The 19,762-nt window shown below is 70.7% G+C and carries 16 protein-coding genes; 6 read left to right on the top strand and 10 right to left on the bottom strand.

The genetic code is table 11. The annotated features are described in order from the left end of the window. The first annotated feature begins 26 nt into the window (after nucleotides 1-26). Entirely contained in the window at nucleotides 27-527 is a 501-nt protein-coding gene (locus VFB40_RS06000) for an FBP domain-containing protein (protein ID WP_324848287.1), read from the top strand. Between the two features lie 36 nt (nucleotides 528-563). Here VFB40_RS06000 and VFB40_RS05995 read toward each other — a convergent pair whose 3' ends face one another. The 3 genes from VFB40_RS05995 to VFB40_RS05985 all read right to left on the bottom strand — a co-directional run bounded on the left by VFB40_RS05995 (nucleotide 564) and on the right by VFB40_RS05985 (nucleotide 3,501). Then, entirely contained in the window at nucleotides 564-1,970 is a 1,407-nt protein-coding gene (locus tag VFB40_RS05995; RefSeq protein ID WP_324848286.1) for an ABC1 kinase family protein, read from the bottom strand. Then, nucleotides 1,967-3,079 (bottom strand): ThiF family adenylyltransferase, encoded by a 1,113-nt coding sequence (locus tag VFB40_RS05990; RefSeq protein WP_324848285.1) that lies wholly within the window; start codon nucleotides 3,077-3,079, stop codon nucleotides 1,967-1,969. Before VFB40_RS05990 ends, VFB40_RS05995 begins: the two co-directional genes overlap by 4 nt. 263 nt (nucleotides 3,080-3,342) lie before the next feature. Continuing rightward, on the bottom strand, nucleotides 3,343-3,501 hold the full coding sequence (locus VFB40_RS05985; protein WP_324841199.1) for a DUF5679 domain-containing protein: 159 nt from the start codon (nucleotides 3,499-3,501) through the stop codon (nucleotides 3,343-3,345). Between the two features lie 687 nt (nucleotides 3,502-4,188). On the opposite strand from VFB40_RS05985, the gene VFB40_RS05980 reads away from it, so the two are divergent. Continuing rightward, nucleotides 4,189-4,788: a M48 metallopeptidase family protein gene (locus VFB40_RS05980; RefSeq protein WP_324848284.1), complete on the top strand. Its 600-nt coding sequence runs from the start codon at nucleotides 4,189-4,191 to the stop codon at nucleotides 4,786-4,788. Between the two features lie 199 nt (nucleotides 4,789-4,987). Here VFB40_RS05980 and VFB40_RS05975 read toward each other — a convergent pair whose 3' ends face one another. The 5 genes from VFB40_RS05975 to VFB40_RS05955 all read right to left on the bottom strand — a co-directional run bounded on the left by VFB40_RS05975 (nucleotide 4,988) and on the right by VFB40_RS05955 (nucleotide 10,386). Further along, a complete protein-coding gene (locus tag VFB40_RS05975; protein ID WP_324848283.1) occupies nucleotides 4,988-5,173 on the bottom strand; it encodes a CsbD family protein in 186 nt (61 codons plus the stop codon). A 104-nt stretch (nucleotides 5,174-5,277) separates the two neighbouring features. Next, nucleotides 5,278-8,052, bottom strand: coding sequence for a CHAT domain-containing protein (locus VFB40_RS05970; RefSeq protein ID WP_324848282.1), 2,775 nt, complete (start codon nucleotides 8,050-8,052; stop codon nucleotides 5,278-5,280). A 12-nt stretch (nucleotides 8,053-8,064) separates the two neighbouring features. After that, on the bottom strand, nucleotides 8,065-8,544 hold the full coding sequence (locus tag VFB40_RS05965) for a hypothetical protein (protein WP_324848281.1): 480 nt from the start codon (nucleotides 8,542-8,544) through the stop codon (nucleotides 8,065-8,067). Nucleotides 8,545-8,620: 76 nt separating this feature from the next. Then, nucleotides 8,621-9,172, bottom strand: a complete 552-nt coding sequence (locus VFB40_RS05960) for an RNA polymerase sigma factor (protein ID WP_324848280.1) — start codon at nucleotides 9,170-9,172, stop codon at nucleotides 8,621-8,623. A 56-nt stretch (nucleotides 9,173-9,228) separates the two neighbouring features. Beyond that, nucleotides 9,229-10,386, bottom strand: coding sequence for a S8 family peptidase (locus tag VFB40_RS05955; RefSeq protein WP_324848279.1), 1,158 nt, complete (start codon nucleotides 10,384-10,386; stop codon nucleotides 9,229-9,231). A gap of 539 nt (nucleotides 10,387-10,925) precedes the next feature. Here VFB40_RS05955 and efeU point away from each other — a divergent pair. Then, a complete protein-coding gene (gene efeU / locus VFB40_RS05950) occupies nucleotides 10,926-13,070 on the top strand; it encodes an iron uptake transporter permease EfeU (protein ID WP_324848278.1) in 2,145 nt (714 codons plus the stop codon). A gap of 54 nt (nucleotides 13,071-13,124) precedes the next feature. After that, entirely contained in the window at nucleotides 13,125-14,516 is a 1,392-nt protein-coding gene (gene efeB, locus VFB40_RS05945; protein ID WP_324848277.1) for an iron uptake transporter deferrochelatase/peroxidase subunit, read from the top strand. A 248-nt stretch (nucleotides 14,517-14,764) separates the two neighbouring features. Here efeB and sepH read toward each other — a convergent pair whose 3' ends face one another. Next, a complete protein-coding gene (gene sepH, locus VFB40_RS05940) occupies nucleotides 14,765-15,817 on the bottom strand; it encodes a septation protein SepH (RefSeq protein WP_324848276.1) in 1,053 nt (350 codons plus the stop codon). A 511-nt stretch (nucleotides 15,818-16,328) separates the two neighbouring features. Between sepH and VFB40_RS05935 the strand changes: the two genes are divergently transcribed. Further along, a complete protein-coding gene (locus tag VFB40_RS05935) occupies nucleotides 16,329-16,973 on the top strand; it encodes a trimeric intracellular cation channel family protein (protein WP_324848275.1) in 645 nt (214 codons plus the stop codon). A gap of 360 nt (nucleotides 16,974-17,333) precedes the next feature. Here the strand turns inward: VFB40_RS05935 and VFB40_RS05930 are convergent, their stop codons facing one another. Next, nucleotides 17,334-18,065 (bottom strand): LCIB family protein, encoded by a 732-nt coding sequence (locus tag VFB40_RS05930; protein WP_324848274.1) that lies wholly within the window; start codon nucleotides 18,063-18,065, stop codon nucleotides 17,334-17,336. Between the two features lie 251 nt (nucleotides 18,066-18,316). On the opposite strand from VFB40_RS05930, the gene VFB40_RS05925 reads away from it, so the two are divergent. Beyond that, the coding region (locus VFB40_RS05925) for an aconitate hydratase AcnA (protein ID WP_324848273.1) at nucleotides 18,317-19,762 on the top strand (1,446 nt) is incomplete at its 3' end.

Here is a 19,762-nt window from a genome sequence, read left to right as displayed (position 1 = left end):
GCGGCGCCGGATGCTAGCGTCGGACCATGATCCCGGTCACCGAGAAGGAACTGCGCGAGTCCTTCGTGAACTGTTCGAAGGGCGAGGCGGCCAGGATAAATCTGCCGGCCGGTCTGGCCAGGCTGCCTTGGGAGGACCTCGACTTCCTCGGCTGGCGCGACCCTAAGGCCCCGGACCGCGGCTATCTGGTGGCTGAATATCGCGACCGGCTGGTCGGGTTGACCATGCGGGTGCCGACGGGCGTGCGCCGGGCCCTGGTGAAGACGACGGTCTGCTCCCTCTGCGTGACCGCGCATCCCGGCACCGGCGTCTCGCTGTTCGCCGCCCCGAAGGCCGGGCCGAGCGGGCGCCAGGGCAACACGGTCGGCACGTACATCTGCGCCGACCTGGCCTGCCCGCTGTACGTGCGCGGCAAGAAGATCTCCGACCTCGGTTCGCGCTTCGAGGAGTCGATGACTCTGGAGGAGCAGGTCGCCCGCACGATGCTGAACCTGGAGCAGTTCCTGGACCAGGTCTTCAAGCCTTAGGCCAGCCGCGCGTTACCGCGTTACTCCGCTACTGCATTACTCCGCTACCGCGTCCTCGCCTGCCTCGTCGCCGCGGTCCAAGCCCTCCTCGGCGAAACCGGGCAGCCAGGCGCCCAGCTCGCCGCGCACCGGGACCGTCGCGCCGAGCTGGCACAGGATGCCCAGGCCGCCCATGGTGACGCGGTGGATGAGCAGGTATGACGGAGGCAGGTTGAGCCGGCGCCCGAGCGAGGCGGCCGGATTCTTGCCGTTGGCCAGATGCGCGGCCTGCTCGCGCAGCCACTCGCGGCTGAAGGAGAACTGCGGATCGCGCAGCGGCTCGATCAGCGGGGCGAGGTAGTCGAGCACGGCCTCCGGGTCCAGTTCGGTGCCGGGCTTGAGGAAGCCCTCCTCGCGCAGCGTCTGCGCCACCTCTTCGGCGTTCCCGGCCAGCGCGCCACGCAGCGCCGCGCCGATCGCCTCGGGCATCCCGTTCGGCAGCCGGTTGACCGCGCCGAAGTCCAGCACGCCGAACCGCCATGCCGTCGGCTCGTCGGGGTCCACCTCCGCGATGGCCGCGCCCGGTTCGGCGGGCAGCAGCCGGAAGTTGCCGGGATGCGGGTCGGCGTGCAGCATCCCGACACGTTCCGGACCGGAGTAGAGGAACCGGACCAGCAGCGTGCCCGCGCGATCGCGTTGCGCCTGGGTGCCGTTGGCGATCACCGACGCCAGCGGGATGCCGGGCAGCCACTCGGTCACCAGCACCGTGCCGGCCTGCTCGACCACGTCCGGGACGGTGATGTCGGGGTCGTCCGCGTAGCCCTTCGCGTAGCTCGACTGGGCCGCCGCCTCGGCCGCGTAGTCCAGCTCCTCGGCGATCCGCGTGCGCAGCTCCGCGATCAGCGGCTTCACCTCGATGCCGGGCACCAGCAGGCTGAACAGCCGGGCGACCCGGGCCAGCTGGTTGAGGTCGCCGAGCAGCGCCTTGCCCGCGCCCGGGTACTGGATCTTCACCGCGACGTCGCGGCCGTCGTGCCACACCGCGCGGTGCACCTGCCCGATCGACGCGGCGGCGGCCGGCCTGTCGTCGAAAGAGGTGAACTTCTCGCGCCAGTTCGGTCCGAAGGCGGCGGCGAGCGATTTGTGCACCGAGGCCGCGGGCAAGGCCGGCGCGTTTTCCTGAAGCCCTGTCAACGCCGCGCGATAAGGCCGCGCCAGTTCGTCCGGCAGCGCGGCCTCGAAGACCGAGAGCGCCTGGCCGAACTTCATCGCCCCGCCCTTGAGCTCGCCAAGCACCCGGAAGAGCTGTTCGGCGGTGCGCTGCTGTACCTCGGTCAGCACCGCGGCCGCGGGCGCGCCGCCGAGCCGCTTGCCGAGACCCATGGTGGCGCGGCCGGCCAGGCCGAGCGGCAGTGTCGCCAGCTTGGCGGTACGGGCTACGGCGTTGCGCGGCAGGTCACTCACATGGTCCATTCTGCCAGGCCGATCGTGGACAAAGGCGGGGCGGCTGCCTCGAAGAGGCGCAGATCGTCGTCGTTGTGGTCGCGCTCCACACAGCTGCACGCCGGATGCTCCGGAACCGGGAATCGCTCCGGAAGGGCATATGGCAGCGCGAAGGACCACACCGCCCCCACGCTCGGCGGCGTCTGCCCGTCAAGGTAGGCGAGCGCGTGCAGGACCGCGAAGTTGGCGGCGAGGGCGGCCAGCGTGGTGTCACAGGCGGGCCGCGTGGTGGCCCCGTCCGCCGCGAGGCCGGCCTGGGCACGTGGCCAGAGCGGATCGCGGTCGGTCAGTGCGAGGTCGCGGCAGCGGGTACACGGCGTACGCCGCGGTACGACGAGTGGCCCCAGTACTGCACGGTCTTCGCATACCTCGACCAGCAGATGCGGTACCAGCCGCCGGGCCAGATCGACCAGCAGCTCGGTAGGCGGCCGCTCGCCGGGCGCGATGATCGTCAGGTCGGCGGCGGTACGCCGAGGCGCGAGCACGGTGTTCGCGGAGGGCGCCAGCAGTCGGATAGCGCGGGCCACGGCATCCTGCCGGCGCATCCCGACGTCCTCTTCTCGATACGCGCCCGGCCCGGTGTCCTCGTGCCGGACCGTCGCGCCGTCCACCGGAACGATCGTGCCGATTCCGGCCGCCGCCAACCGCAGCGCCGTCTGGGTACCGACCCGGCCGAGTCCGTGCACCGCCACCGAGAAGCCGCGCCGCCGCTCCAGTGCGCGCACGGCCCCGCCGGGCAGCCGGTGACGCAGTCCGAGGCCGCTGAGGTCGGGGTCCAACCGGGCCCGTTCGCCGGGAGCGAGGGCGGTCAGCGCGGAAGTGTCGAGGGCGGCGTCGTCGAGGCAGCCGTCCGCGGCCAGCCGGTCGAGCAGGTCAAGGGTGTCGCCGCGTGCCACGCCGATTCGTTCGGCGTAGCCGAGCAGGGCCTCGATGTCGCGGGTGCCGTCCAGCGCGTCGATCACTGCGCGCGCCGCCCCGGTCATCCGGTAGCGGTGGCTGGTGGCCGGGCCCCGGCCGAGTTGGAGCGTGCGCTCGTCGTGCCAGATGCGGCTCAGCGCCGGCTTGAGCACCGGTCGCATCGCGCTGCTGGCCCTCCGGAAAAGCTGGATCGAGAACTGGTCGTGCTCAGCCGGAGCGGTGATCGAAAAGTTGTGACGAGAACGAAGATCAGAAGATCTGTGCGCAGTCAGGCACCTCACAACGCGGCGCCCGCTCCGGCTGCGGTGTGTCCCGTTCGCCACGTAGTGCCCGATTGCGCTGCGTGCCCTTCGGCTGCGCGCGGCAGCGCCGGACGCCCGAGCGCCCGACGCCCCCGGCGTCGGCAGCCGTTCGGTCACGCCTTGCCGAGAATCCGGTTCACCTTCGTGCCGCAGGTCGGGCAGGTGCCCTGTGCCATCCTGCGCCCCGAGTCACTGATCTTGATCTCGCCGGTGAAGTGCCGCTTCTCCTTGCACTTCACGCAGTAAGCCTCGCCCGTGTACGTCTCGGCCATGGTCGGCCCTCCTGTTGTTCCTGACTCTTCGCGATGGAACGCGATCGTGCGCCCCGGTCCGCCGGGCTCGGCGGTCGGGCGATAGGCCACCCTACGCGAGAGCACACACCGCACACGCATCGTGGCCTATGCGTGCGGCCTGAGCGTCAAGTGGTACCCACCTAAGGGTGATTAGTCACACCGCAGCTGTGACGGATCACCGATCTGGGTGGGTTTTGGGAAGGCGGGCGATCATGGCGCCGCGCGGCGATCCCGGCGATTCCTCCGGCGCCGCAGAGGGGGCGCTGAGCGGAGGGGCGTCCTTCGGAAAACACGCCGCGGGGCCCCCAGGCGCGCACTCCGCCGACCGGGGCTCGAAGCCGCCGGGCGGGAGCCGTTTTCCGAGAGCCCCGCATCCAGGGAGCGACGCTACGGGCTGCCGGGGCCGACCGTCAATCGGATCCCACGGACGGCTGTGGATAACCCTGGGGATAACCTGGGGAAACATCGGCGCGCCTTTGTGGACATCCGCCGCTACCCTGTGGACAAACCTGTGAATCCAGCCGCGGCGCCCCTGCTGACCAGCGGCGCCAAAGAATCTTGGGAAATCGCCGAAAACCCGTCCGCTGGGCGGCTGTGGACAAGTTTTCGGCGCAGCGGGCCCGCCGAGGCGGGCCGAAAGGGCGCTCAGCCGCTAATTTGGTTGACATGGCAGCGGACCGCACCGACCGGCCGGCCGCCGGGACCGGCGCCGCCGACCCGGCCGTCGAAGTGCGCCGTTCGCCGCGCCGCCGCCGGACCGTCTCCGCGTACCGCGAAGGTGACCGAACGGTCGTGCTCATCCCGGCGCAGATGTCCGCCGGGGAGGAGGAGCGCTGGGTGCGGGCGATGCTCGACCGGCTCGAACGCCGGGAGCGGCGCAGCGCCCTGAACGAACCGGAGCTGGCCCGCCGCGCGCTGGCGCTCTCGGCGCAGTATCTCGGCGGCCGGGCCCGGCCGGTCTCGGTGCGCTGGGTCGGCAATCAGGCCGCGCGCTGGGGCTCGTGCACCCCGGTCGATGGGACCATCCGGATCTCGGACCGGGTCCGCGGCCTGCCCGAGTACGTCCTGGACTATGTATTGCTGCATGAGCTGGCACACCTGCTCGTGCCCAACCACGGCTCCAAGTTCTGGGCGCTGCTGGACTCATATCCGCGCACCGAACGCGCGCGCGGCTACCTTGAGGGTTACGCACGCTCCGACGAATCGGCCGACCGCGACCAGGACGACGAGGCGAAAGACGCGGACGACGCCGAGGTCGAGGACTGATCGCGGGGAAAAGACTGAGCTCAGGTAAAGACCGAGCTCAAGGAAAAGCTAAAGCGGGCGCGTATCAGCGGCTCTCACCGCGATACGCGCCCTGCTTGGTCTATCGATTTGATCTATCAATCCAGGCCCGACGAGCGCCGGACTGCCTGTACCCGCGGCGATCGGGTGCACGCGTGCCGCTCGCGCCCGTCTAGCGGACTCAGCGACCCTTCGCCGCGTCCTTGATGTCGTCGCCTGCCTTCTTCAGCGAACCGGCGGTCTTGTCGGCCTTGCCCTCGGCCTCGGTGCTGCGGTCCCCGGTGGCCGCGCCGACCTTCTCCTTGACCTTGCCCTTGACCTTCTGCGCCTCGTGGTCGGCCTTGCGCGCCGCATCCTCGGCGGTCATGTCCGGTCATCCCTTCTGTTCGGTTTCAGTCGATACAGTCGGGTGCCCAGGATCGCGCCGAGCATTCATGGGCGGAGGGCGATAGCTCTAGCGCTCCCCGTGCGTCAGCCCGCGCCGAAGCAGACGAAGCCGCGCGCGTCCGGAACCGCCCGCTGTGCCTTGACCAGGGCGAGCGCCGGGCTGAGCCCGCGGTCCAGCGCCCCGTGGAACACGTTCATCAGCTTGCGGGTCTCGGCGTCTCCGACCGGCGCCACCGACGCGATCAGCGTGCGCGTGCCGAGCGCGAACACCGCGCTGGCCACGCCCATCAGCTCGTCACCGGGCCGGATGCCGGACAGCGCCGCGTCACAGGCCGAGAGCACCAGCGTGGCAGGGGCCTGCCGGATGCCTTCCAGGTCGTAGACGGTCAGCGGTCCGTCCGCCAGCTCCAGGCTGGAGAACAGCGGGTTGTCCGACCGGAACCGCCCATGCGCCGCGATGTGGGCCAGTTGCGCGCCGTCGAGCGCCTCGGCCACCGCCTGCGCCGTGGCGTCCGCGCCGACCAACGGCTTGGCCAGGGGGTAACGGCGGGCCAGATCGCCGATCTCGGCCTCGGCGTGCGGCAGACCCGGGCCGTACGCGAGCACCACCTGCCCGCCGACGCGATCATGTTCAGCCACGGCGGACGTCGACGCACCCGCGATCGCGTCGCGTGCCCCTAGGGCGAGCCTGGAGCCGCGTCGCGCCGCATCCTCGCCTGCCTGTCCCAGCGTCGCGGGCTTCGCCAGTACGTCTGCCGCCTGAGCGTCGACCGCCGTCAGCCACGAACGCGCCGACGGAGAGACGGTCACCTGGCGATCCGTCAGCGACGGCAGCACCGACCAGGCCAACGCGTGCAGCGATCCGGTCGGCACCAGCACCAGCGGCCGATCCCCGATCCGCTTGGCCAGCGGCCGCACCAGCGCGTTGTCCAGTTCGCCGCGGGCGTACTCGTAGGCGGCCATCGCGGCCTGCTGCAGCGCCTCGGAACCGTGCCGCCGGGCCATCCGCTCAAGCGAGAAGCGCAGCGAGTCGACCTCGGAGAGCACCGCCTTGTACGAACCGAGCGCGTGATGCCGGGCGGTGCCGTCCACCAGGCTCACCGCGTGCAGCGCGTCATCGACCCGGACGTACTCGACCAGTGCCCGCTGGCCGAGCCGGGCGCTGAGCGCGGCCAGATCCAGCCGCGGTTCCGGTGCGTACTCACCGCCGGGCGCGTGCCTGGCCAGCTCCTTGACATCCTGCTCCAGGCGCACCCGCTCAGCCTGCAAGCCGCGCACGTTCTTCCCCGCGAGACCGTCCTCGGCGATTTGCGCGACCACCGCGCGCAGCCGGCCGAGCCGCGCCGCGAACGCCGCGTCGTCAGGAGGCCGGACCGGCCGGCGGCGCAGCGTCGCCGCCCGCCACTGCTCCGCGCGCAACAGCACCTGCCGGGCCGAGCCGCCGGTCAGCGCCAGCCGCAATCCCGTCTTGGCCAGGTCCGCGCCCATCATCGCGGCGCCGGCGCGCAGGTCGGTCGCGCCGAAGGTGCCCGCGTAGTCGGCCGCGACCCGCAGCCCCTGGTCCACCGCCCGGCCCGCGCCGGCGATGTTCCCGCGCGCCTCGCTCAGCGCCGCCTGCGCCTCCCAGCCGACGACCCGCAACCGCACCGGTCCGCCCCGGCGCACCGCGGCCACCTGGGTGAACAGCTCAGTCGCCTCGGCGTCCCGGCCGAGCGCCAGCGCCATCCGCGCCGCGAACAGCTTGCTCTCCTGCGGCGTGATCAGCCAGCCGGCCTGTTCCAGCTGCTCCGAGTTGCGCACCAGGTCGCGCAGGATGCGCACGCTGCGCTCTCCGGCGGTGAACCGGGCCGCGAGTTCTATGTGCGAGGCCCACGCCGCCCAGTTCGGCCGCCGCTGCTTCGTGAACGCCACCCGGGCCGCGCGGGCGTACTCGGTGGCCGCGGCGGCGTCTCCGGCCGCGAGCGCGGCGTCAGCGGCCAGCAGCCGCGCCTCGGCGGCGTTGAGGGCGAAGCCGTTGCGGGTGTGCCCTTCCGCGGCCCGTTCCGCGTACTGCCGCGCTTCCTCCGCCAGCCCCGCCTCCAGCAGCGCGTCGGCTTGATCGGACAGCACCGATTCCGTGGGCCGGCCTATCTGCTCGGCGAGCGCACGCGCCTCGTCGAGGACCTTCAGCGCGTGCGGCAGGTCGCCCGCTCGCAGCGCCGCGAAGCCGAGGTTGTGCAGGGTGCCCTGGTGGGCCAGCTCGAAGCCGTGCTCCAGTTCGAGCGCGCTGGCCCGGCCGAGATCGCGGGCCGCGGCGGCCTGGTCGCCGCGGTAGGCGAGCAGGGTGCCGCGCAGGTTGAGCAGCAGGCATTCCCAGCGCGCGTCGCCGTACTCCCGAAGCACGTTCTCCGCGGCGCTGTAGCAGGCGAGCGCCTCACTGGTACGGCCGGTGCGCTGCAGCACCAAGCCGAGATTGACGCGCAACCGCGCCAGGTCGAGCGTTCCGTCGGCGAGCCCGATGAGCGCGGCTTCGGCGCGCGCGGCCTCGGCCAGGGCGGCCTGGATGCCGCCCGCGTCGGCGAGGATCACGATGAGCGAGATGCGCGCCTGAGCGGCGCTGCGCACGAAGCCCTTGCGATCGCCGAGCGTGACCGCCGCGCGGAACGCGGCGCGGGCCTTGGCCAGTTCGCCGAGGCGCCGCAACGCCAGGCCGAGCGCACGCGACGCCACACAGGCGGCCTCATCGGTGCGACTCTGCCGCAGCAGCGCGAGCGCTCCGTCCCGTGAAGCTCTCGCGTCCGTATGGACGAGTTCGACGAGCGCGATCGCCTCGGTGAGGCGATCGCTCGGTGCCTGCACGGGAGACGGGACCACGGTCACCGAATCAGCTTCTCAGGCGTCGACCCATTCGGTCACTACCTGGGTGCCATCCGGCATCGTGCACCGCAGTCTGAGCAAGCCTGCCGGAACCGCGCTGAGCGAGAAGCGGCCCAGGTGATCCACCGGCGCGGTCAGCGACTGGCCGGTCTGCCCGGCGGACTCGAGTGCGACGTGGTGCGGACCGGAGGGCACCAGCTGTCCGATGAGCTTGCGCGAGCCGCCCACCTCGGTGGCCTCGATCGCCACCGTCATCCCGGGAGCCTCGAAGGTCAGCAGCCGGTGCTCGCCGTGCGCCCGTGTGGCCGACCCGACGAGCTGTTCGTCGTCGATGAGCTGGGCGAGCTGGGAGTCCATGTCCCGCCAGGCGAACGCGGATCTCGCGGCGGCCATGACCGCGTCCGGTACCGGATCGAGGTGATCGAACATGGCACCGATGCGTCTGAGCAGCTTCGCGTCTTCGACGCTCTCGCTTACTGATCGGTTGCTTTCCATATTCCCCTGCTCCCCCCGATTCGGATGGACGTCTGCGTGTGCTGGTGCCGGACCGCGCACCGTTCTCCCGAGCGGGCTACGTCGCCAGCCGGGCACGTAACCGGTCAAGGCACCGTGCCCGAGTCGGCCCGATCGACCCGACCGGAATGTTCAACGCGGCGGCGACCTGTGCGTAACTCTCCAGTGGCGAAACCGCGAGTACCCGCAACAGGCTCCGGCAACGCTCTGAAAGGCCGGCAAAGGCGTTCCATAACTCCCGGTGCTCGTCCTGCTCGATCGTGCGCCGCTCCGGGTCCTGCTCGTCGTCCTCGTCCTCTTCGCCGGGACCGTCGTAGATCGGCACCTCGCGGTCCCGCCGGCGCAGCACGCCGATGGACTCGCGCCGGGCCGTGGTGGCCAGCCAGCCGGCCAGCCGGGTCGGATCGTTGATCGCGTCGAGGTGCTCGACCAGGCGCAGCCAGGTGGTCTGGCACACGTCCGCGGCGTCGGCGTCGGAGAGCCGGAATCCGCGCGCGACCGACCAGACCAGCCGGGCGAACCGGCTCACCAGCAGGTCCCACGCCTTTTGGTCCCCGTCCGCGGCACCCGCGAGCAGTTCCTGGGTGCTGGAGTCCTCGTTCACGGCCATACCCTTTCCCGCGCTGACCTGAGCGACAGCGCGGGAAAGGGTATCGATCCAAGAGGTCACTCGACCACTACACCGAAGTCGGGGTGGCACTGGCGGCTGGCCGTGTCGAGCAGGGATTCGGCGGCCTCCACCGCGCTGAGGTGCTTGGACGCGGCGAATCCGGCGATCGCTCCGGCCACCCGCGGTGCGGCGAACGAGGTACCCGACCACTCGGCGAACCCGAAGAACTCGTGGCCGTCGTCGATGAACGGGCCGCACACGTTCGCGCCGACCGAGCAGGCGTCCACCCACCAGCCGTGGTTGGAGAACTCGGCCCGGCGGGCGCCGTCCGTCTCCAGGGCGCCGACGGCGACGCAGCTCTTGAGCGTGGCGGGCCAGAACGGACGGTTCGAGCCGCTGTTGCCCGCGGCCACCACGATCACGGTCTGCTTGCCGAAACGGCCGAGCGCCTCCGCGAGCAGCGGCGAAGGCTCGTCGTCGACGGTGTAGCCGCCGAGCGAGAGATTGAGCACGTCGAGGGTCTCCTCCGACGAGGAGAGCCGGCTGCGCAGGCGGGACAGGGCGCGCAGCAGCTCCAGTTCGTCGCCCACGCCGTCATCGCCGAGCGCCCGCTCGATCATGAGGAAGGCGGTGGGTGCTTGGCGCAGCAGCGTCCCGGCGACGAAGGTGCCGTGGCCCGTCTGGGTCTCCAGCTCGTAGTCCACCTCGGCCGGAATGGGGTCCAGCTGGTCGGGGCTCACCTGGGCGAACCAGTCGCTGCCGGTGAACCACGGGTGGCTGACGATGCCGGTATCGATCACGCCGGCGAAGACGCGGCGCGCGGAAGTGTCCACGGCGGTCGGCTTCGGCATGGGCGCGCAAGGCTTGGGCAGGCCGTAGGGGCCGCCGTCGTAGTTGGGCTCGCCGCGCAGCAGGTGGTTGAGCGACACTGCCATCGGGCCGTCGCTGTGGGTGCGCAGCTGGCCGAGCAGCTCCAGCGGCTCGACACCGGCGCCCGGGCGTAGGTGCAACCGGGTGACGCCGACCTCGAGCAGGTCGTCGCGGCGCTCGGTGAAACGCTCGACGGCCGCGTGCGCGCGGTCGGCGTGGCGCGCCGCGACCAGGAGCTGGTCCTTGCGGTGCAGCGCGCTGGTCCCGTTGGGTCCTTCGCTCAGCACGGCGTCGCGGTGCCGGGCGAGCAGGCGCTCAAGGCGCGCTTGACGATCGAGAGTCATGGGTCTTTCCCTCCAGTAGGCAGTCTCGCGCTAGGCCGAGGCTTAGCACGTCTGCCCCGTTGTACGGCGCGGTTCGCGGATCCCGTAGCCGTGGCTGTGCGGGACGCGCCCTCTTGTCAGGACGTACCCCCGTGACGTCCTGGCGAGAAGACGCGCCCCGCGCAGCCGTCCCGGTGCCCGTCGTTACATCCCCCCACGGGCACCGGGACGGTCCCCCAGCATCCACCCCACACTGACCTTCGCCGGGCTCTCCCCTTCCCGGAACGGTCAATAACTAGAGCGCGGGGCGGGCCGTCCTGATACACCCCGCTCAAAGTTTTTTCAGATTTCCCTCTGAGCTGCTCAGACGGTGAATGGGTGGTCCAAATGTCACCCAGGTCACCCCTGCCGTTCACCCGCACCCCCTTGCGCGAGCCGCCGAAGGCTTCGGTATGGTTAGGCTTGCCTAACTTGACCGGAGGTCGCGTCCCGGTCAGCGGCCGCCTGACCACGCTCCACCGCCCGACGACCCACGCCCGACGACCGAGGACCTGCACTCCATGTGGAATGACGCATTCCCCAGCTTCCTGATCGGCCTGCGCGAAGGTCTGGAGGCCGGGCTCATCGTCTCGATCCTGGTCGCGACGCTGGTGCGGGCGGATCAACGGGCCCGGCTCGGCGCGGTGTGGGCGGGTGTGGGCGCCGCCGCGGCGCTCAGTCTCTCCTTCGCCGCGGTGCTCACCTTCACCGCCGCGGACCTGCCGGCCGGGGGACAGGACGTGTTCGGCGGGGTGCTCTCGCTGATCGCCGTCGGGTTCGTCACCACGATGGTGTTCTGGATGCGTAAGTCGGCGCGCAGCCTCTCCGGCGATCTCAGGGCCCGGGTCACCGAGGCGCTGGGCCGCGGCGCCGGGGTTCTCGTGCTCACCTCGTTCATCGCGGTGGCGCGCGAGGGCCTGGAAACGTCGCTGTTCCTGTGGACCACGGCCAAGTCGGCGGGGGAGTCGCAGGGGCCGATGATCGGCGCGGCGATCGGCATCGCGCTGGCCGTGGTCGCGTGCTGGGGGCTGTACCGCAGAGTGCTGAAGATCAATCTGACGAAGTTCTTCTCAATCACCGGCGCTGTGCTGATCGTCATCGCGGCCGGAGTGCTCGCCTATGGGCTCGGCGATCTGCAGGAAGGCGGCCTGATTCCGGGCCACACCGCGTACGCGTTCAACCTCACCTCGATCGATGCGGGCTCCTGGTACGCGACGCTGATCGCCGGAACGCTCAACCTGACGCCCGCGATGAGCTGGCTCCAGGTCATCGGCTACCTGCTGTACCTGCCGCCGACCATGTTCCTGTTCGTGCGCGGGATGCGCTCCGCCGCGGCCGCGAGCAAGACCGCGGCGCAGGCTCCGGCGGCCGAGCCGGCGACCCCGCTCACGAGAGCACAGCGGCGCGCCGCGGCGCGCGTCGCGGACGAACAGGCGCTCGCCGCGCGCATTGCGGCGAAGCGGGAGGCGAAGCAGGAGCGCGAAGCCGCCCGGCGGATGCCGCGCTGGGCGGTGGGCACCTCGATCTTCGCCGTGCCCGCGGTGGCCGCCGTCGCCGCGATCGCGGTGCTGGGGCCTGGAAAGAGCGCCGCGGCGTCCAACGACATCGCGCTGAGCGAGTCGAGCTGCGGCACCGGCTGGACGAATCCCGAGCCCGGGGCGCAGACCTTCAACCTGACCAACAACGGCCACAACACCGCCGAGGTCTACCTGATCAGCCCGAGCACCAACGCGGTGTTCGCCGAGATCGAGAACCTGGCTCCCGGCACCACGCGCCCGCTGACCGCGACGCTCTCCGGCGGCTCGTACGCCTTCCGCTGCGCGTTCACCGACGGCACGGCACTGAGTTCGAAGACTTACATGGTCGGCGGCGGATCGTCCGGCGGCAGCACCGGCTTCGCCCCGGTCACCGATCAGGACCTGCAGCAACCCGTCGCCGACTATCGCGCCTACGTACAGCAGAACCTGCTGGTGCTGCTCGCCGACAGCCAGCGCCTGGCCGCGGACCTCGCGGCCGGAAACGTGGCCGCGGCCAAGACGGACTGGCTCACCGCGCACCTGGACTACGAGGGCCTCGGCGCCGCGTACGGCACCTTCGAGAACTTCGACGCGAAGATCGACGGCCGGGCCACCGGGCTGCAGGGCGGGGTGAACGACCCGTCGTGGACCGGATTCCACCGTATCGAATACGGGCTCTGGCACGGTCAGAGCGCCGCGGTGCTCAAGCCGCTCGGCGATCAGCTGGTCGCCGACGTGCAAGGTCTGATCAAGGCGTTCCCGAGCCAGACCACCGACCCCAACGACCTGCCGCTGCGCACGCACGAGATCCTGGAGAACACCCTCCAGTTCCAGCTGACCGGGATCTCCGACTACGGCAGCGGGACCGCGCTGGCCACCGCCTCGGCCAACCTGCACGGCACCCAGGTGGTCCTCAGCACGCTGGTCTCCCTGATGCAGGCCCGCGACCCGCAGGCGCTCAAGTCCATCGACGCCTGGATCCAGACCGTGGCCGCCGACCTGAACGCGGCGCAGCGGCCGGACGGCTCGTGGACCGCACTGGACCAGCTCACCGCGACGCAGCGGCAGAAGATCAGCGGCGATCTCGGCGAACTGCTGGAACAGCTCTCCGTCGTACCCGACCTGTTGGAGGAGCGCAGCAGCGCGTGATCGTGACCATGACCATAACCTGCACCGGCGCCCGCGAGACAGAGATCTGATTCGATGACCGACGAGAACGTTCCCACCGGCACCTGCCCGTTCGCGGCGCTGGCCGACCCGAATGCGGCCGGCGACGCACACGGTGCTGATCTCGGTGCTGATCTACCCGGTACCGATCTGCACAGCGCCGATGTGCACAGCGCCGATATCCACCACGCGCTGCGCCGCCGCTCCTTCCTGCGCGGCGCGGCGGTCGGCGCGGTCGGTGCGGCCGCGGTCACCGCCGGAGGTTTCGGTACCGCGCAGGCGCTGTCCTCATCCTCCGACTCTTCGGAGACCGGCAGCGGCCGCACGATCGCGTTCCACGGCGCACACCAGGCGGGCATCCTCACCCCGCCGCAGCTGGCCGCGACCTTCGTGTCCTTCAACGTTCTCGCCACCGACCGCGCCGGCCTCCAGCAGCTTTTCAAGACGTTGACGCAGCGGGCGCGATTCCTGACGCAGGGCGGCACACCCGTGGATCTCGGCGTCGCCTCCCCGCCCTCCGACAGCTCCACCCTCGGCCCGGTGGTCCCGGCCGACGGCCTGACCATCACGGTCGGCGTCGGGGCCTCGCTGTTCGACGGCCGCTACGGCCTGGCCGCGCGAAAGCCCGCGAAGCTGACCAAGATGCCGGTCTTCCCCAACGACGACATGCAGGACTCCACCGAGCTGCACGGCGACCTCATGCTGCAGATCTGCGCCGACCACCGCGACACGGTGATGCACGCGCTGCGCGACATCGCCAAGCACACCCGCCAGTGGCTCCAGCTGAGCTGGAAGGCGGACGGCTTCCAGTCCCCGTCCCGGCCGACCGGGGCGCAGCGCAACCAGCTGGGCTTCAAGGACGGCATCGCGAACCCGGACGTGAACTCGTCCACTGAGACCAACGCCTTGATCTGGGCGCACGCCGGCGCGAACGGTGAACCGGCGTGGGCGGAGGGCGGCTCGTACCAGGTGGTGCGCATCATCAGGATGCTGGTGGAGTTCTGGGACCGGGTCTCGCTGACCGAGCAGGAGAACATGTTCGGGCGGCGGCGGGACACCGGCGCCCCGCTCTCCGGATCCGTGGAGACCGACGTCCCGCAGTACGCGAACGACCCGGACGGGAAGATCATCCCGTTGGACGCGCACATCCGCCTGGCCAATCCACGCACCGCGAAGACCGACGGGCAGCGGATCCTGCGGCGCGGCTACAACTACGACCGCGGCATCGACGACAACGGTAACCTCGACGTCGGCCTGCTCTTCGCCTGCTACAACCAGGACGTGGCGCGGCAGTTCGAGGCGGTGCAGACCCGGCTGATCGACGAGCCGCTGGTGGACTACATCTCGCCGACCGGGGGCGGCTACTTCTTCGCGCTGCCGGGGGTCAAGGACGCTTCAGACTACTACGCCTCGGGCCTGTTCGCGTGAACGGCCCCCCAGGACACTCAAGGCGCTGATACGGGCGAGGCTCGGACGGCCGGCACCCGGTCGGTTCCTTGAGGTCGCCGCGGCGAGCGACCCGCCGCGGTGAAGGAGGACCTGCGCGTCCTCCAAACGGGCCGTGGCCCCGCTTCGCATCCATCCGAAGCGGGGCCACGGTCTCGTCTTGCGTGTCTAGCGCGCTTTCCGTGTCTTGCTTATCCGGTCCGCGGGGCGGGGACTGCCCGGCCCCGCCGTTACTCGCTCTTGCGGCGCCGGGTACCGAAGACGATCTCGTCCCAGGACGGCACGGTCGCCCGCTTGCCCGGCGTCACACCGTCGTTTACCGCCTGCTGGTCGGTCTGCCCGCGCAGCCGGTCCTTGTGCGGGCCGACCGGACCGAACAGCGCGTCCGAGTACGCGGAGCCCGCACCGGTCTGCCGCTGCCGCGCCGCCGGCTCCTCGGCCGCAGGCGCGGTCGGGGTGGCTGACGTCGTCGCCGCCGCGGCCGCGACCGGACGCAGCGGAGTGACCACGGAGTCGCCGGACGCTGCTGCCGCGGGACTCGAGACGGAGCCGGGGGAGGACGCCGCGGTGGTTCCGGCGGCGGCGACCGGACGCCCCTGCCAGGTCGGCAGCGCCGTGACCGAGGAGGCCGGGCGCACCGGGGCGGGCTCGCCGCCGGAGGCCGCGGCCGGCAGCCTCGGCTGACGCGGCGAGAACGGGAACGCGTTCTCCGCCGCCACGTCGCTGGACAGCAGCCGCGCCTCGTCGTCGGCCGGGGTGACCAGCCGGCGCGGCGGGTCGAACATCCAGGTCGCCTCATACGGCAGGCCGCCGATCCGGAACGCCAGGCGCACCGTCCAGGTGCCGTCGTCCCGGCGCCACGAATCCCACTGCGCCGAGTCGTGATCCGGCTCGCGGTGCATCAACCGCTCGCGCACCACGTCGCCCAGCTTCGGACCGTGCGTCTCGCCGGCCCGGCGCACCTGGGTGTTCTGCGCCCGCTCGGCCATGAACGCCCGCTCCGCGAGCACCGGGCCCTCGAAGCGGCGCACCCGCTCGAGCGGGATGCCCGCCAGATCGGCCACCTGCTCCGCGGTCTGCCCGGAACGGATGCGCGCCTGGATGTCGCGCGGCCGCAGCTGCGCGTCCAGCTCTATCTCGATCTGGCCGAGCCTGGCGCGATCACCGCGCACCGCGGCGCGCAGCCGGTCGTCGATGGCGAGGAAGAACTCCTGACCGTCCGGGGCACGCAGCACCAGGCGATCGCCGTCGCCGGAGACCGCCATCACGCGCAGTTCGGTCATGAGACCTCCTGGGTGGTGCCGCTGCTGGACGTAGTAACGAGTGTGGCGCGCGCATCCGTGGTTCGGGAAGATGCCACGCCCGTTCGGCGCAACACGCTCCGGTGCGCGTTACCCGATCGGGGGACCGCTGTATAGGCAGGACGAAGATCGCGCCCGTGAACCCTGATGCGCGCGGTCATTTGTCGTTATCCCCCTCGGCGGTTCCGGAAACTCATCGCGCCGGCCTTCTTCTCGCTACTCGTCGTCCGGTCCACCGTATCAGCGTGCGCAGCCTGAACGGAGTCCCAACGCGGCGGCAGACGAAGTAATCGCGCGCTCTTCGTTGCGCCCCCGGCCGGGATCCGGCCTTTCGCCACGTACGGAAAACCGATGACCACTGTAGCGAAGACCGGGGTGCCGGCACACGTGGAATCACCCGGTCAACGGCTGTGCCGACTTGCGAAGATGTGGACGTGCATCCCAACGCCCTGTGTATTGGCCGCGCGGGGTGCGCCCCGGCACACTTCGGAGCGTGGTGCATCTGCCGATCCTGTTCGACCTGCTCGGGGTTTTCAGCGCGGCGGCCTCCGGCGCGCTGACCGCGGTCCGCAAGGGCCTTGACCTCGTCGGCATCCTGGTGCTCGGCGCGGCGACCGGGCTCGGCGGCGGGGCCGTGCGCGACGTGCTGATCGGCGCGCGCCCGCCGGCGTTCCTCGCCGACTGGCGATATCTGAGTGCTGCGACGATCGCCTCGCTGGCCGTGATCGCCGCGCAGTACCAGGTGTTCGCGGTTGGTCCGGAGCTGCGCGAACGGGCGCGGGTGACCACCGCGTACCTCATCGTGGACTCGCTCACCCTCGGCTTCTTCGCGGTTTCCGGCACCGGTAAGGCATTGAGATATGGGCTGGCCCCGGTCCCGGCCGCGCTCATGGGCGTGCTGACCGCGGTCGGCGGGGGAGTGATCAGGGACATGCTGATCGCCGAGGTGCCGACGGTGCTGCGCCGCGAGTTCTACGCGATCCCGGCCGCGATCGGCTCGCTGATCGTGGTCGGTGCGGACCGCTACACCCCGGCCCTCACCCCGATCGCCTTCGTGGCGGCGGGTGCGACGGCGGCGCTGCGTCTGATCGCGGTCCGGCGGCACTGGCACGCGCAGCTGCCGCCGGCAAAGCGTTGATGCGATGTCGCACGGTCGGCGTAACGCGCGCCGCCGAGCGCGACAGACTGCTGACATAAGCCGGATGGCGGCACGCGGCAACGGAAATCGGCGCAATTCGCCGTTCCTTAGAACAGCCGTGCGAACAATTGGCCGCCACCGCCTGCGTGCACCGGCGTCGTCCCTTTATCCGGTGATACCGGGCCCGGCGATTCAGAGCGCGGATAACCCGGCGCCTTCCGCCGGATTCGACGGCGCGCGCGAGGGGAATTCGCGCGGGCGCGAGGAAAGCCGCGCGGCGCTATGTGCGGACGCTTGCTTCCCTCGCGCCTTGCCCATTACCGGCGTGTCACAGCACCGGCAAGTAACAGCACCGGCGGTTCACAGCGACAGTTCGACGATCTTCCCGTCCCGGTCGAGGAGACTGCGGCCGACGTCCACATACTCCGCGCCACGCGGCCCGTGGATGTGGATGCCAGTGAAGACCGCGACATCGGCCGGCACGGCGTCGTCCCGCAGCACCTTGATCGCCTCGTCGGCGTCGAGTCCGATCAGGTCCCTGGCGATCCGGATGATTGAGAGCAGATCGACCTGCTCGCTGTCCTCGACCAGCGGCGCGATGCGTTCGCGCAGCCGGGACTGCTCGGGGTCCGCCTTGTCGAGGTACGGGTAGTCCGAGGTGTGCACGTCGCCGCCGCGCAGCTCGTCATGCAGGGCCATGAGCGCGCCGCAGGTGCTTGACGGCCCGGGCACGCCAGGCCGTTCAACATTGCCGATAATCCCCGCCTCGTCCACGCCCACATGGGTGAGTCCGAACAGGACGAAGGTGCGGCGGCCGTCCACCAGCGGGGCGTGCCCGCGCGCCGCGGCCACACCCGTCCGGCCCAAAGTCAGCAGTCCGGCCAGGCCGGCCATGTTGAAGGCCGGGCCCCACGCGCGCTGCAGCTCGGCGGTCAGGGCGAAGGCGAGCTCGTCCCGGCAGGTCGCGATCAGCGGCAGCGCCGCGCCGCGGTGCACGCCGTGCTCACGCAGCCGGTCCTGGGTCGAATTGACGAACTGGTTGGCCGGGATGGCGGCCGGGAAGTCGCGGGCCAGAGTGCTGGCGAAGCTCACGGGCGGGTACCCTCCACGGTCTCGAATGCGGTCCTATCAGCACATCAGTCGCCTGGCCTGGTGAGCGGAACCGTGTACCAGTCGACAACGTGATGTTCGCACAGACTGTGTTAACTCACCGTTGCAGAGTCCGACTTGAACCAGGCCTAAGTACTACGGCTAAGATGAGGTATCTTGACGTCGAGATAATCTTTCGACAGCGGCCGGCACCCACGGTCGGCGAACAACGGTCAGCGAACGGAGTCCCCGCGATGTCAGCAAGCAGCGCGACCAACAGCTTCGGCGCCCGCGCGCAGCTCGGCGTCGGCGACGCGTCCTACGAGATCTTCCGGCTCGACGCGGTGCCCGGCGCGGAAAACCTGCCCTACTCGCTCAAGGTGCTGCTGGAGAACCTGCTGCGCACTGAGGACGGGGCGAACATCACCGCCGACCACATCCGCGCCCTGGCCGGCTGGGATCCGAACGCGGAGCCGGACACGGAGATCCAGTTCACCCCGGCGCGCGTCATCATGCAGGACTTCACCGGCGTGCCCTGCGTCGTCGACCTGGCCACCATGCGCGAGGCGGTGGTGGCCCTCGGCGGCGACCCGGCCAAGGTCAACCCCCTCGCGCCGGCCGAGCTGGTGATCGACCACTCGGTCATCGCCGACGTCTTCGGCACCCCGGACGCCTTCACCAAGAACGTGGACATCGAGTACGAGCGCAACCAGGAGCGCTACCGCTTCCTGCGCTGGGGCCAGACCGCCTTCGACGAGTTCAAGGTCGTGCCGCCCGGCACCGGCATCGTGCACCAGGTCAACATCGAGCACCTGGCCCGCGTCGTGATGAGCCGTAACGGCCAGGCCTACCCGGACACCGTGGTCGGCACCGACTCGCACACCACCATGGTCAACGGCCTGGGCGTGCTCGGCTGGGGCGTCGGCGGCATCGAGGCCGAGGCAGCGCTGCTCGGCCAACCGGTCTCGATGCTCATCCCGCGCGTCGTCGGCTTCAAGCTGACCGGCGAGCTGCCGGCCGGCGCGACGGCCACCGACCTGGTGCTCACCATCACCGAGATCCTGCGCAAGCACGGGGTGGTCGGCAAGTTCGTCGAGTTCTACGGCGAGGGCGTCACCGCGGTTCCGCTGGCCAACCGGGCCACCATCGGCAACATGAGCCCCGAGTTCGGCTCCACCTGCGCGATCTTCCCGATCGACCAGGAGACCGTGGACTACCTGCGGCTCACCGGGCGCACCCCCGAGCAGCTCGCGCTGGTCGAGGCGTACGCCAAGGAACAGGGCCTCTGGCACGACCCGGCCAGCGAGCCGAAGTACTCCGAGTACGTCGAGCTGGACCTGTCCACCGTCGTGCCGTCCATCGCCGGGCCGAAGCGCCCGCAGGACCGGGTCATCCTGGCCGAGGCCAAGAGCCGGTTCCGCACCGCGGTGCGCGACTACATCAAGGACGCCGACGAGTCCGGCATCGAGTCCTTCCCGGCGTCCGACGCCCCGGCCGTGCGCAACGGGATCTCGAAGCCGACCCCGGTGACCGCGCCCGACGGCGCGCAGTTCGAGATCGACCACGGCTCCGTGGTGATCGCAGCGATCACCTCCTGCACCAACACCTCGAACCCCTCGGTGATGCTCGGCGCGGCGTTGCTGGCGAAGAAGGCGGTCGAGAAGGGCCTGCACGTCAAGCCGTGGGTCAAGACCACCCTG

Source organism: Actinocrinis sp. (assembly GCF_035650855.1).
In the GTDB taxonomy this organism is placed as follows: Bacteria; Actinomycetota; Actinomycetes; order Streptomycetales; family Catenulisporaceae; genus Actinocrinis.
Note: the sequence above shows the minus strand (reverse complement) of the source record. Positions and strands in the feature narration are given on the sequence as shown.